This is a genomic window from Flavobacterium granuli (assembly GCF_900129705.1).
Taxonomy (GTDB): domain Bacteria; phylum Bacteroidota; class Bacteroidia; order Flavobacteriales; family Flavobacteriaceae; genus Flavobacterium; species Flavobacterium granuli.
Genome location: NZ_FQWO01000004.1, coordinates 243,619 through 258,081, shown reverse-complemented (window position 1 = coordinate 258,081; position 14,463 = coordinate 243,619). Strand labels below are relative to the sequence as shown.

At 35.5% G+C, this 14,463-nt stretch carries 13 protein-coding genes; 7 read left to right on the top strand and 6 right to left on the bottom strand.

Features of this window, described 5'->3' with window-relative positions; all coding sequences use genetic code 11:
- Nucleotides 1-54: 54 nt before the first annotated feature.
- Together BUB25_RS07885 and topA are read right to left on the bottom strand one after the other, a co-directional pair.
- On the bottom strand, nucleotides 55-1,206 hold the full coding sequence (locus BUB25_RS07885) for a formimidoylglutamase (protein WP_072942669.1): 1,152 nt from the start codon (nucleotides 1,204-1,206) through the stop codon (nucleotides 55-57).
- A 3-nt stretch (nucleotides 1,207-1,209) separates the two neighbouring features.
- Entirely contained in the window at nucleotides 1,210-3,741 is a 2,532-nt protein-coding gene (gene topA, locus BUB25_RS07880; protein ID WP_072942667.1) for a type I DNA topoisomerase, read from the bottom strand.
- Nucleotides 3,742-4,050: 309 nt separating this feature from the next.
- On the opposite strand from topA, the gene miaB reads away from it, so the two are divergent.
- From miaB to groL, 7 genes are all read left to right on the top strand, one after another.
- A complete protein-coding gene (gene miaB, locus BUB25_RS07875) occupies nucleotides 4,051-5,496 on the top strand; it encodes a tRNA (N6-isopentenyl adenosine(37)-C2)-methylthiotransferase MiaB (RefSeq protein ID WP_072942665.1) in 1,446 nt (481 codons plus the stop codon).
- Nucleotides 5,497-5,508: 12 nt separating this feature from the next.
- Nucleotides 5,509-6,765 (top strand): sigma-54 interaction domain-containing protein, encoded by a 1,257-nt coding sequence (locus tag BUB25_RS07870; RefSeq protein WP_072942663.1) that lies wholly within the window; start codon nucleotides 5,509-5,511, stop codon nucleotides 6,763-6,765.
- Between the two features lie 84 nt (nucleotides 6,766-6,849).
- Entirely contained in the window at nucleotides 6,850-7,353 is a 504-nt protein-coding gene (locus BUB25_RS07865; protein ID WP_072942660.1) for an LptE family protein, read from the top strand.
- 66 nt (nucleotides 7,354-7,419) lie between these two features.
- Nucleotides 7,420-8,268 carry a tetratricopeptide repeat protein gene (locus tag BUB25_RS07860; RefSeq protein ID WP_072942658.1) on the top strand — a complete coding sequence of 283 codons (849 nt, stop codon included), beginning with the start codon at nucleotides 7,420-7,422 and terminating at the stop codon, nucleotides 8,266-8,268.
- 7 nt (nucleotides 8,269-8,275) lie between these two features.
- The gene (secG, locus tag BUB25_RS07855; protein ID WP_072942645.1) at nucleotides 8,276-8,596 is read left to right on the top strand and encodes a preprotein translocase subunit SecG; all 321 of its coding nucleotides are present in this window, start codon (nucleotides 8,276-8,278) and stop codon (nucleotides 8,594-8,596) included.
- 132 nt (nucleotides 8,597-8,728) lie between these two features.
- On the top strand, nucleotides 8,729-9,004 hold the full coding sequence (locus tag BUB25_RS07850) for a co-chaperone GroES (protein ID WP_072942642.1): 276 nt from the start codon (nucleotides 8,729-8,731) through the stop codon (nucleotides 9,002-9,004).
- Nucleotides 9,005-9,043: 39 nt separating this feature from the next.
- Entirely contained in the window at nucleotides 9,044-10,672 is a 1,629-nt protein-coding gene (groL, locus tag BUB25_RS07845) for a chaperonin GroEL (protein WP_072942640.1), read from the top strand.
- A 100-nt stretch (nucleotides 10,673-10,772) separates the two neighbouring features.
- Here groL and BUB25_RS07840 read toward each other — a convergent pair whose 3' ends face one another.
- From BUB25_RS07840 to BUB25_RS07825, 4 genes are all read right to left on the bottom strand, one after another.
- Complete coding sequence (locus BUB25_RS07840; RefSeq protein WP_072942637.1) at nucleotides 10,773-11,462, bottom strand: DedA family protein; 690 nt, start codon at nucleotides 11,460-11,462, stop codon at nucleotides 10,773-10,775.
- Nucleotides 11,463-11,600: 138 nt separating this feature from the next.
- The gene (locus tag BUB25_RS07835; RefSeq protein WP_072942634.1) at nucleotides 11,601-11,942 is read right to left on the bottom strand and encodes a heavy-metal-associated domain-containing protein; all 342 of its coding nucleotides are present in this window, start codon (nucleotides 11,940-11,942) and stop codon (nucleotides 11,601-11,603) included.
- Between the two features lie 21 nt (nucleotides 11,943-11,963).
- Nucleotides 11,964-13,976: a TonB-dependent receptor plug domain-containing protein gene (locus tag BUB25_RS07830; RefSeq protein ID WP_072942632.1), complete on the bottom strand. Its 2,013-nt coding sequence runs from the start codon at nucleotides 13,974-13,976 to the stop codon at nucleotides 11,964-11,966.
- A 71-nt stretch (nucleotides 13,977-14,047) separates the two neighbouring features.
- Complete coding sequence (locus BUB25_RS07825) at nucleotides 14,048-14,461, bottom strand: HYC_CC_PP family protein (RefSeq protein ID WP_072942629.1); 414 nt, start codon at nucleotides 14,459-14,461, stop codon at nucleotides 14,048-14,050.
- Between the last annotated feature and the right edge of the window lie 2 nt (nucleotides 14,462-14,463).

Here is a 14,463-nt window from a genome sequence, read left to right as displayed (position 1 = left end):
GTATAAGATTTTTACCCAAGCTATTGTAACTCACGTTCATTTTTAAAGAAAAAATCAAAGAACATTCTTACGTTGAGCTTTCCACCATCTTTCAGGTATTTCTTGATTACAAGCCGCTAAATACTCTTCATAAGAACATGGTAATAACGTATTTCTTTTTAACTTATTATTCCCATTAGAAACAAAAGGAATTTCAATCCACCATCTGTCAGTTTTATCGCTCTTATAGAAAACAAGCAATTCATCTTCAATAGGAACTATATATTTGATGTAATTCTCTCTACTCCCAAAAGGGTACTCATGAGAACGATAATGGAAACCCTCAATAAAATACCAAATGATCTGAGCTACTAAAACAGATTCCTGAACTGAATCATTGTGATTAAATATTCCAAAAAGTGAGACTTTATCGCTAATTCCCGCATATCTGGACAAAGAGCAAATCTCTTTTCCGTTAAAACCATTTGGCATGAATTTTACAAAATTCCCAGAATCTGATGATTTTACAGCATTTAAATCCAAACTTACAATATCCGCATCTCTAAAAACAGGCTCTGCAATAGCAATATTATTAGAAACTTCACCCAATCTGTAGGCATCAAAAAATAATTTTTCAATCAGATCAATTTCTTCTTGCGAATTATAATAGGTTTGATAACCTATGTTGCAATAATTAAAAAGATTATTAGGTTCATCTATAATGATTTTAGTCAGAAAAGACGAAGCCAAAACAGTCTCATTTTCTTTCCCAAAATCAAATTTACTGTCTATAGACACCAAATTTACCATTTGTTCCAGTTCATCATAAGCCCTATACAAGGCATAAGTCAAATCCTGCGAACCTCCTATCACGATAGGAATAATTTTATTTTTAATCAAACTCGACACCACTTTACGTAAAGCAAAATAAGTATCCGTTGCTGAATTTCCAGCTAAAATATCACCCAAATCAGCCACAGAAGCATCCCAGTTTCCTGGAAACATACTGTAAAATTCTGTTCGAATAGCAGATAAGTCAACAAAAGAGTCAACATTATCGCTTCCCCTATTTTCCAGAACACCGATTATGGCAATATTAATTTTATTTAAATCCGGAAATTGATCTTTCGTATGAAAAACTATTTTACTCCCCAATTGCTGGGAAGTAAACCCCTGTACTAATTTGAGGATTTTATCATTGACAGGTTGCAGAAAATCAAATTCCATTTTTTATTTCTTTTTAGCTACAGTTTTCTTTGCCGCCGGTTTTTTCTCTGCTGTTTTTTTAGCCGGAGCTTTCTTGGCAGCAGCTTTCTTTACTGGAGTTTTCTTAGCAATCATTTCTTGAACTTCGGCCAAGGTTAATTTTGTTGCATCTATATCTTTACTCAACTCAATTTTGATTTTACCTTTGGTAATAACCGAACGTCCCCAACGCGCTTTTTCAACCAAGATCCCTTCTTCTTCCCAGTTATGCAAAACCTTATCAATATTTTTCTGAAGTTTATCCTCTATCAATGCTTCGATATCCGATTGAGATAAATTATCAAAATCGTACTTCTTACTTACATTGATGAATATTCCGTTCCATTTTATAAATGGCCCAAAACGTCCCACTCCTTTTTGAACACCTTCTCCTTTATAAACAGCTATAGGCGCATCGGCCAATGCTTTTTCATCAATTAATTCCTTCGCTCTTTCAAAATCTACATCCAAAGGATTTTCGCCTTTTGGCAAAGAAACAAAAGCGGCTCCATGGCGAATATAAGGGCCAAAACGACCATTACTCACTTCCACTTCTTCGTCTTTGTAATTTCCTAGATTTTTGGGCAACAAAAATAAATTCAGGGTTTCCTCCAAAGTGATATTCCCAATATTTTGATCCGCCATTAAACTGGCAAATTTTTTATCTTCATCATCTGCAGCTCCAATTTGAGCCATTGGACCAAATTTACCCAAACGAACCGAAACCGGTTTTCCAGTTTTAGGATCTGTCCCTAAAATTCGTTCTCCGCTTTCTCTTTCTGCATTTGCTTCCACATCTTTCACCGTTGGATGAAATTGATCATAGAATTCTTGCATCATTTTTGTCCAAACAATATTTCCTTCGGCTATTTCATCAAAATCTTGTTCCACTTTTGCAGTGAAATTATAATCTAGAATATTTCCAAAATTCTTCACCAAGAAATCCGTAACAATCGTACCAATATCTGTTGGTACTAATTTCCCTTTATCAGAACCTGTATTTTCCTTTAGCAGCTTCTCTCCTACTTTCCCAGATTGCAAAGTAAGCTGCGTGTAATTTCTTTCTTGTCCGTCCAAATTTCCTTTCTCCACATAATTCCTATTGATAATGGTAGAAATCGTTGGCGCATAAGTTGAAGGACGGCCAATTCCTAATTCCTCTAATTTTTTCACCAAAGAAGCTTCGGTATAACGAGCCGGCGGACGCGAATATCTCTCGGTGGCCGTGATGTAATTGTTTTGTAATTTTTCGTTGACTTTCATTGCCGGCAACATTCCTTCCTGTTCCTCTTCGTCGTCATCGTGACCTTCCAAATACACTTTCAAGAAACCTTCAAAAAGCAACACTTCACCAGATGCAGTAAATATTTCGCTATGATTATTGGCTTCAATTTTCACATTTGTACGCTCTAATTGCGCATCACTCATTTGCGAAGCCAAAGTTCTTTTCCAAATCAAATCATACAAACGCGCTTGATCTCTGTCAATATTTACCGTATGACGGGACATATCAGTTGGACGAATCGCCTCATGTGCTTCCTGTGCCCCTTTACTTTTATTAGCAAAAGTTCGAGGTTTAGAGAATTCTTTTCCATAAGATTTAATAATTTCAGCTTCAGCAGCATCCATCGCATCTTTAGAAAGGTTTACACTATCTGTTCTCATGTAAGTAATAAGTCCCGCCTCGTATAAACGTTGCGCAAGTTGCATGGTAATCCCAACAGGCAAATACAATTTCCTGGCGGCTTCTTGTTGCAAAGTAGAAGTGGTAAACGGCGCTGTTGGTGATTTTTTGGTAGGCTTGGTTTCTAAATCCGCTACCTTATAAGTAGAACCGATATTTTTACTTAAAAAATCTTCGGCTTCTTGTTTCGTATTGAAGTTCTTAGGCAGTTTAGCTTTGAATGTTTTTCCGGATTCATTGGTAAATTCTGCCACAACTGAATAAGATGCAACCGCTTTGAAATTCTGAATTTCTCTTTCACGCTCTACAATCAAACGAACCGAAACCGATTGCACTCGACCCGCAGAAAGTCCTCCTTTAATTTTTCGCCATAAAACAGGAGACAATTCGTAACCCACCAATCGGTCTAAAACGCGACGTGCTTGTTGTGCGTTTACTAAATTATAATCAATTTCACGAGGATTATCGATTGCTTTCAAAATAGCATTCTTGGTAATCTCATGAAAAACAATACGTTTTGTTTTCTTCTTATCTAACTTCAATTCTTCGGCAAGATGCCAAGAAATAGCTTCACCCTCGCGATCCTCATCACTTGCTAACCAAACCATTTCGGCATTTTTAGCTAAAGTTTTCAACTTGGAAACCAATGCTTTTTTATCAGCAGAAACTTCATATTTTGGCTTAAAACCATGCTCTACATCTACCCCGATTTCCTTCGAAGGCAAGTCGGCAATATGCCCATAACTTGACTCCACCTGAAAATCACTCCCTAGAAATTTCTCTATTGTTTTCGCCTTTGCAGGTGACTCAACTATCACTAAATTCTTTGCCATTGCTCTATTTTTCTTGGACAAAAGTAGAAGTTTTTTTTAAATATAGAGATTTTCAACTGAATTTTAAAAAACACACAGATTAAATATAAACAAGAATCGGCATACAAAACACGGTTTTTTTAACATCAAAAGTTCCAACTATCTTTTCACTATTGAGCCATTCAATTAGATTATATTTCGATTAAAAAGCCCGATACCTTTATTTTAAAAACAAAAAACAATGTTAATTCTTTATCTGACATCTTGTCATATTCACTCAAATAATTGTACCTTTACCGCCTTATTAAAACACACTTTTGAAAGTGAATTATGGAAAAGATTATTGAAGAAAGCAAACAAGGGGAAACTCTTGTATTAGAACAAAAACCGCAAAACACTAAAAAACTATTCATAGAAAGTTACGGCTGCGCAATGAATTTTTCCGACAGTGAAATCGTAGCTTCCATATTATCTGATGGAGGATACAATACGACCCAGATTTTGGAAGAAGCTGATTTGGTTTTGGTAAACACCTGTTCCATCAGAGATAAAGCAGAGCAAACCATACGCAAGCGTTTAGAAAAATACAATGCCGTAAAACGCATTAATCCAAAAATGAAGGTGGGCGTTTTGGGCTGTATGGCCGAACGGTTGAAAAGTCAATTCCTCGAAGAAGAAAAGATCGTAGACCTTGTTGTGGGGCCTGATGCCTATAAAGATTTACCAAATCTTTTACAAGAAGTCGAAGAAGGCCGCGATGCGATCAACGTGATTTTGTCCAAAGATGAAACCTATGGCGATATTTCTCCGGTACGATTGATGAGCAACGGCATTACCGCCTTAGTTTCCATCACCCGTGGCTGTGATAATATGTGTACTTTTTGCGTGGTGCCATTTACACGAGGACGCGAACGTAGCCGTGAACCCCAAAGCATCATGAAGGAAATTCAGGATTTATGGGATAAAGGATTTAAAGAAATTACACTTTTGGGACAAAATGTAGACAGCTATTTATGGTATGGCGGCGGATTGAAAAAAGATTTCGAAAATGCCTCTGATATGCAAAAAGCTACCGCAGTCGATTTTGACCAATTACTGGAAATGGTAGCCGTTGGTTTTCCAAAAATGCGCATACGCTTTTCGACATCAAATCCACAGGATATGCACGAAAGCATATTGCATGTTATTGCCAAATACCCAAATATTTGCAAACACATTCACCTACCGGTTCAATCAGGAAGTAATAGAATTCTAAAAGAAATGAACCGTTTGCATACGCGCGAGGAATACATGACTTTGATTGACAAAATCAGAACCATTATTCCCAACAGCTCTATTTCGCAAGATATGATCGCAGGATTCCCCACAGAAACCGAGCAAGATCATCAAGATACTTTAAGTTTAATGGAATATGTGAAATACAATTTTGGTTATATGTATTCCTATTCTGAACGTCCAGGGACTTTGGCCGGTAGAAAAATGGAAGATGATGTAACCGAAGAAACCAAGGCGAGAAGATTACAAGAAATTGTAGACTTACAACAAAAACATGCTTGGATGCGTTCTGAAGAATTTATCGGACAAACGGTAGAAGTTCTGGTTGAAAAAGTTTCAAAAAAATCAACCGAAGAATTCTCCGGTAGAAACTCACAAAGTATTACGGTTGTTTTCCCAAAAGAGAATTACAAGATTGGTGACTTTGTAAATGTAAAAATTACCTCTTGTACCAGCGGAACCTTAAAAGGAGAAGCCATTGGACTAAGCGAAATGAATTAAAATAAAGACAGCATGGAAAGCGTTCAAAATATAAAACAACGATTTGAGATTATTGGGAATGACCCAAAGCTGAATCGCGCTATAGAAAAAGCTATTCAAGTTGCCCCTACTGATATTTCAGTTTTAGTCACGGGGGAAAGCGGAGTAGGAAAAGAAAGCATCCCAAAAATAATCCATTCCCTTTCACACAGAAAGCATGGAAAATATATTGCCGTAAACTGCGGCGCAATCCCTGAAGGAACCATTGACAGTGAACTTTTTGGTCACGAAAAAGGATCTTTTACAGGAGCTACCAGCACCCGAGAAGGTTATTTTGAAGTTGCCAACGGCGGAACTATCTTCCTTGACGAAGTGGGTGAATTACCCCTTACAACTCAAGTCAGACTGCTTCGTGTACTGGAAAACGGCGAATTCATAAAAGTAGGTTCTTCACAAGTACAAAAAACAGATGTAAGAATTGTAGCAGCTACGAATGTCAATTTATTTGACGCCATCGAAAAAGGAAAATTTCGTGAAGACTTATACTATCGTTTAAGTACTGTAGAAATTTCTTTACCTCCTTTACGAGACCGAAAAGATGACATTCATTTATTGTTCCGAAAATTTGTCGCCGATTTTGCCCACAAGTACAAAATGCCTCCGTTAAAACTAGATGATGAAGCAGTTCAAGTATTGCAAAAATTCAGATGGAGCGGAAACATACGTCAGCTGCGAAATGTAGCTGAACAAATTTCTGTATTAGAAACCAATCGTGATATCACTGCGGCAACTTTGCATTCCTACTTACCCACTGAAGGGAGCAACTTGCCCTCAGTTATCAAAACTAAAAAAGAAGAAAGTGATTTCAGTACCGAAAGGGAAATTTTGTATAAAGTTCTTTTTGACATGAAAAGTGATTTACATGATTTAAAAAAACTCACCTTAGAATTAATGCAAAATGGCAGTTCTAAAGTACAGGAAACCAATCAGAATTTAATCAAAAAGATATATGGTTCTAAAGAAAACGACAGTGAAATCGATTTTGAAGAAGAACCAAGAACCGCTTTGATCGCAAACCAAAACAAAGAGGAAGCATATCAGGAAAATGATGAAAACTACCTTTTTGCCGAAACAATAGAGGAAGAAGAAATCTTGAGACTGGAACAGAAAGAAATTGAAATGATAAAAAAATCATTAGAAAAAAATAAAGGAAAAAGAAAAGCCGCAGCAGATGAATTAGGCATTTCCGAAAGAACGCTATACCGCAAAATAAAACAGTTTGATTTGTAAAAATTCAAATTGTGAATCGTGAATTGAAAATGAATATCTTTGACCCAAACGTTAGCGGACTGGCAAAGCAATTTTAAATATAAAATGAGACACATATACTTCTTAATTTCAGTTGCATTACTTACTACTTTTAGCAGTTGTTCTGTATACAACTTTACCGGAACAGGAAAAATTGATGCAAAAACATTTCAAGTAAACTTCTTTCAAAACAACTCCGACTTGATTGAGCCAGGAATTGACCGTACATTTACACTTGCCTTACAAGAACTTATCCAGAATCAAACCAATTTAAATTTGGTCAAAAATGGAGGTGATTTAACCTATGAAGGTGAAATTGTAGATTATCGAATTAGCCCAATGACCGCAACCGCGGATCAACAAGCCTCTCAAAACCGCTTAAAAATAAGAATCAATGTTCGATTCACTAATAAAAACAAAGAGATTGATAATTTTGAAAAACCTTTTGAATTCTATTATGATTATCCGGCAAACCAACAGCTAACTGGAGCGACATTAAATTCGGCTTTAAAAGATATTTTTGATAGAATTACCCAAGACATATTTAACGAATCACTGGCTAAATGGTAAACAAAGAAGTATTCAGATAGCTATTAAATACTGAACACTGATTACTGAACATTGAACACTCAAAAAATGAATATCACTGATTATACTTATTTAATTAACAAACCCGACACGATTACCGAGAAGCAAACGCTGGACTTGGAAAACGTCTTGGAAGAGTTCCCTTTTTTTCAAAGTGCAAGAGCTTTGAGACTGAAAGGGCTTTACAATCAAAATAGTTTTAAGTACAATCAAGCTTTAAAAGTAACGGCGGCTTATACCACTGACAGAACCGTTTTGTTTGATTTCATAACATCCGATCATTTCATTGCTATTGAGAAAAAAATATTCGATAAAAAAGCGCTTGAACTTCTTGACATAAATGTAATAGACAGTACTGAATTTGTACCAGAGAAAAAACCGGAAGTTAAGGTAACTCCCTTAGAACAATCCATACTGACTTCTATCAAGGAAGCTCAAACTGTAGAGACTAAAAAAGAATCTGCTGAAATTGAAGACAAACTCTCCATTGGAAAACCTTTGGATTTTTCAAAAAAAGAAACACATTCATTCCAAGAATGGCTGCAACTTTCCAGCAGTCAACCAATAATAAGAGAAGTTGATACTGTTATTACCCCCAAATCTCCATTCGAAAATGAAGAGAAAAAGAAAAAAGCAGAATTGATAGACAAGTTTATTGAGGCGAGTCCAAAGATTTCACCGGTCAAGAATGGCACTTCACCCATAATTCACATTGACATCAATAAAGACGACAATAGCCATCTGATGACTGAAACTTTGGCCAGAGTCTATTTGGAACAAAAAAAATATCAAAAAGCGATTCAAGCTTATGAAATATTAATTTTGAAATATCCAGAAAAAAGTAGTTTCTTTGCAGACCGCATCTCGGATATAAAGATTTTACAACAAAATAATTAAATAAACAATGAGCACATTTTCAATTTTTTTAGTTTTAATAACTATAGTTTGTTTTCTATTAATCGTAGTTATAATGGTTCAAAATCCTAAAGGTGGCGGACTTTCTTCTACATTAGGAGGTTCAACTCAAATGGGTGGTGTACAAAAAACAACTGACTTCTTAGATAAAAGTACTTGGACACTAGCAACTATTTTAATCGCCTTAGTATTACTTTCTAGCTTAAGTTTTACAGGAACATTAAGCGATACTGATTCTAAAATTATTGACAATACAGAAACTGCAGCTCCTGCTCCTGTACAAAACGTACCTGCAAATCCTGCAAAATAGTTTAATTACATATATATACAAAGTGCCAGCCTGTCAAAGCTGGCATTTTTTATAGGAAAAAATGTCACCTTTTGGAGAATGGCATAATTTCTGAAATCTAAACAGCATTCATAAAATTAAAAAAATAAAATCATGGCTTTAAACATTAAACCACTTTCTGACCGAGTTCTTATAGAACCAGCGGCTGCTGAAACCAAAACTGCGTCAGGGATTTTTATTCCAGATACCGCTAAAGAAAAACCACAAAAAGGAACTGTTGTTGCCGTAGGAAACGGAACCAAAGAACATGCAATGACCGTTAAAATAGGCGACAGTGTTCTTTATGGAAAATATGCCGGTACTGAATTGAAATTAGACGGAAAAGATTACTTAATAATGAGAGAAGATGATATTCTTGCAATAATCTAATCGATCAACAAATAAACGAATCAACAAATAAATACTAAAATGGCAAAAGACATAAAATTTGATATAGAAGCACGTGACGGATTAAAGCGTGGTGTGGATGCATTGGCTAATGCGGTAAAAGTAACACTAGGACCAAAAGGTCGTAACGTAATCATTGGAAAATCTTTTGGTGGACCAACAGTTACTAAAGATGGAGTTTCGGTTGCAAAAGAAATCGAATTAAAAGATCCGTTGGAAAACATGGGGGCTCAAATGGTAAAAGAAGTCGCTTCTAAAACCAATGATTTAGCCGGAGACGGAACTACAACTGCTACAGTTTTGGCACAAGCGATCGTAAAAGAAGGTTTGAAAAACGTGGCTGCGGGTGCTAACCCAATGGACTTAAAAAGAGGAATTGACAAAGCGGTTGAAGCTATTGTAGCTGACTTGGCAAAACAAGCTAAAGTAGTTGGCAGCGATTCAGATAAAATCAAACAAATTGCTTCTATCTCAGCTAACAACGACGAAATTATTGGTGAGTTAATCGCTAATGCTTTTGCAAAAGTGGGTAAAGAAGGAGTAATCACTGTTGAAGAAGCTAAAGGGACAGATACATTTGTTGATGTTGTAGAAGGAATGCAATTTGACAGAGGATACCTTTCTCCTTATTTTGTTACCAATCCTGAAAAAATGGAAGCAGAACTAGAAAGCCCTTACATTTTATTGTATGACAAAAAAGTTTCTTCTTTAAAAGAACTACTTCCTGTTTTAGAGCCAGTTGCTCAATCAGGAAAACCCTTATTAATCATTGCTGAAGACGTTGATGGTGAAGCCTTATCAACTTTAGTTGTAAATAAATTGCGCGGAGCTTTAAAAATTGCTGCAGTAAAAGCACCTGGTTTTGGAGACAGAAGAAAAGCAATGCTAGAAGACATCGCTATTTTGACTGGCGGAACGGTAATTTCTGAAGAAAGAGGTTATACTTTGGAAAACACAACAATCGAAATGTTGGGTACTGCAAAAAGAGTAACAATCGACAAAGACAATACAACAATTGTAAGTGGAGCTGGAGAAGCGGATACAATCAAAAATCGCGTAAACCAAATCAAAGGTCAAATGGAAGCCACAACTTCTGATTATGACAAAGAAAAACTACAAGAGCGTTTAGCTAAATTAGCTGGTGGTGTTGCTGTTCTTTATGTTGGTGCAGCTTCAGAAGTGGAAATGAAAGAGAAAAAAGACAGAGTTGACGATGCTTTACACGCTACTCGTGCAGCTGTTGAAGAAGGAATCGTTGCTGGCGGTGGTGTGGCGCTGTTAAGAGCTAAAAATGCCTTGAAAGACATAAAAGCTGACAATGCAGACGAAGCAACCGGAATTCAAATTATTTCCCGCGCAGTAGAATCTCCATTAAGAACTATCGTTGAAAACGCAGGTCTTGAAGGTTCTGTTGTTGTTGCAAAAGTAGCCGAAGGAAAAGATGACTATGGTTACAACGCTAAAACTGACGAATACGTAGACATGCTAAAAGCTGGAATTATCGATCCTAAAAAAGTAACTCGTGTTGCATTAGAAAATGCTGCATCTGTTGCCGGAATGATATTAACTACTGAATGCGCATTAATCGATATTAAAGAAGATAACGCTGGCGGAATGCCAATGGGTGGCGGAATGCCAGGGATGATGTAATATCAACCTTTCTGTAAATAAAAAATCCGTTCACCAAAAGTGAACGGATTTTTTATTTAGTATAAACAATATTCAAATCAATCTAAATTGATTATTTTTTTTATTTGTCATCTTCAGCTGCAGGGATCTTTTTAGCAAACTTAAGAATCACTGGCAAAAGAGTAACAACAACCAAACCTATAACAATTAATTCAATATGCTCTTTCAAATCTATTTGATAGCTGTCAAGCAAGAAACCGTATAAATAATGACCTGCAAAAATTAGTGTAAAAGACCAAACAAAAGAACTCACTACATTATAAAACATAAATTTCTTTCTTTCCATATTTACAATCCCTGCTACTATTGGCGCAAAAGTTCTGAAAATAGGTAAAAATCTGGCAAAAATAATTGCTCTACCACCGTGTCTTTCAAAAAAATCTTTAGACTGAACAAGGTATTTTCTCTTAAACCAAAATGAATCTTCCTTATTATATAAATAGTATCCACTTTTAGAACCAAACCAGTAACCTATCATATTCCCTAAAATACCGGCCGCGGCCACCATAGATGCCAAGAGCGTCACATTTACAAAATCACTCTCTATAAATAAAATATTCTCTATTAACTCTCTATTGTAAATTCCCGCAAGGAAAAGCAAACTGTCGCCCGGTAAAAAGAAACCAGCAAAAAGCCCAGTTTCTGCAAATACAATAAATAAAACGATGTAAATACCTAATTTTATTCCATTTACATCAAAATGGATATAAAAAAGCGGGTCTATTAAATTCTTCCAATCAAAACTGTTCATTCTTTGTTGTTTTTAAGCTAAAATAATTCGTGCGTGAAAGTAATCATAAATTATATGAACAACAATTTATTGAATCTTTTTAAAGTTTTATTAACTATAAATCAAAAAAATCCAAGGCTTTCACCTTGGATTCAATTATTAATTTCTTTCGTACAAACAACAACCGTGAAGTTTGTCATAATCTTCTTGAGTGGCTTTGACTCCTTTTGTATCATGCCCAACTTTTGCAACTGCTTTTTGAACATCCAAAAGCGAGGTTTTTTGCTCATTTAGAATTAAACCCAATTGATGAGTCCCTGTATCCCAAACTGCCGATTTCACACCCGAAACTCCATAAGCAGCTTTCTCAATTCGTTTTTTACACATCTCACAATTGCCATTAACATCAATATTATATTTGGCATTTTTATTTTTTTTCTCTTGCGCCTGTGCACTTAATCCAAAAAACACAACGGCGATAATCATAATTATTTTTTTCATTTCAATATTTTTTTCAAAAGTTTATTTAATCTTAAAACGCAATCCAGCATAATACATTCGACCAAAAATAGGCGCATATACAATTGAAGTATCAAAAGTAGTTCCAAACGGATTATCAGCACCCAATATCGCTTTTTCCTGTCTGTAATTTCCAATATTTTCTCCACCTAGATAGACTTCAAAAGTTGAAGAAAAAGTTCGGGTTACTTGCGCATTCATCACCGAAAAAGAAGGTGAAAATTCCGGCAGCCTATCTTCAACAGGATTTCCATTAGTCGATGGCAATTGTTGTTTTCCCAACCAGTTGTACGTAAAATCAAATTTCCATTGTTTCCCTTTCTCTACAATATGCGTTTCGTATGCTAAATTACCAAAAAAACGATGTTTGGCTTGCATTGGCCTTTGAAAAGTTCCTGACAAATAATCTGTTTGAATATCATAATACTTATAAGCAGTTCGCAGATTTAAATGTTGCATCAACTCATAATTAAACTCTACTTGCAAACTATTAGCAATCGATTTTCCGTCTAAATTATAAAATAAGACCTGCTGCGGACTTTGGAATAAATCTACTACTGCTTGATTTTTAAAATCGGTTCTGTAAAAATCAAAACCAAAATCCCCTCCTCTATTAAACAAAGTAAATCCTTGCATAAAACTTAGTCCATAATTCCAAGCAATCTCTGGGTTTAATCCATAATTCTTACCTCCACTATTTAAAACATCAAAGGTTCTGGAGCTTGCAAAAAGCTGTTGATTCTCTGCGAAAATATTGGCACTTCGTTTTCCTCTTCCTGCCGAGAATCGCAAAACCCCTTTTTCCCAAGGATTGTATCTGGCATGTAATCTTGGTGTAGCAAATGTCCCCAAACGATTGTGATTATCAATCCTTCCTCCTAATACTAAGCTAAAATTATCCGTATTATCATAGGTATATTCAAAAAAAGCTCCTGCAGAATTATCAATTCTGCTATAATCTGCAACATTTACAAACTCATCATAAGCATCGTATGTAAAGTTCAATCCCGTAGCAAATTTATGCATCGTATTATTAATTATCGAATTGAAAATTAAATTCGAATAATAACTTTTTTGCTTGATTTTATATTGGTTCAATCCAAAATAAGAATCCTGATTATGGCTGTTAAAAGCATTTTGAAAACCAATACTTTGATAAGGCATTTCCGGAAAAACATAACCCAATTTAGTAGAAACATCAATACGCTCGCTGTTGATTTCTGAGCCCCAATAATTAGTTTTCCCTCTATCTCTGTCCGGGTCAAATTCTAATTCTCCCGTTTGTTTCTTGTCATTCATATAACGGAAATTAACAAAACTCACCCAACCTTTTTCAGCATCAGTATATTGCCAACGATTGAGTACATTTATTTGCTTACCTAATGGATTATCCAAGAACCCATCATCATTCATGTCATTCTTAGAAGCTCTTGCGTTTCCATGAACAAAAAGACTACTGCTCCATCTATCAGATATTTTTCTATTAAAATGGGTATTTAATTCAAATCTTGAATCTGTAGAACCATAAGCATTCAAGAAAAAAGGGATGTCATTTATTGGCTTAATCAACTCGGTATTGATTTGACCCGAAATACTTTCAAAACCATTCACAACTGATCCAGCTCCTTTGGTAATTTGAATACTTTCTACCCAAGTTCCCGGTGTAAAAGACAAACCATAGGCTTGAGAAGCACCTCGCACTGATGGAATATTCTCTTCGGCAATCATCAAGTATGGACTTGTCAAACCCAGCATTTTTATCTGCTTCGTTCCTGTTAATGCATCCGAAAAACTGACGTCAATTGAAGGGTTTGTTTCAAAACTTTCGGCAAGATTACAACAAGCGGCTTTGAGCAATTCTTTGCTGGTCAGCGTGGTTGTATTAGAAGTTAGGGTATATGATTTCTTTAAGCTTTTACGTGTTGTTTTAACTTTAATTTCCTGTAAAGTATCTTGAGAATAGGAATTAAAAGTACAAAACAAAAACAATACAAGCATTGTAATTTGTTTATTCATGATAAAATTTTAATGTTTAAAAAAAGATTTTCAAGCTACAAAATGCAGCCTACTTCATAAAAACATTAAAATTAGGCGTAGAAAATATATTGATTGTACAATTTAAAAAATGGTGGTGCATTTGCATCACAAAAATAAGGAGTAACCGGACAAACTTTGAAATTCGCCACTAATGGAAAAACTAAAGGAGCCCACTCAGTTACCAGAACAGCGGTTCCTAAACTAAAAAAGAATGTTTTTACAACAAAATGATCTGACTTTTTTTGGAAGTCAACAACCTTGTCCTTACAGCAACTTTGTTTGGTTTCCGAAAAAGAAGTACAACATTGCTCCTCCGAATTTTGTCCAGTTGAAGATACTTTGGAATAAACTGGAGCAATAGAAGCGATTTCTCCACCACAATAATGCACATTTACAGCCAATCCCAAATTGGAAACCAATAAGAAAATGGCTAAAAGTAAACTTATATGTCGCTTCAACTTCATAA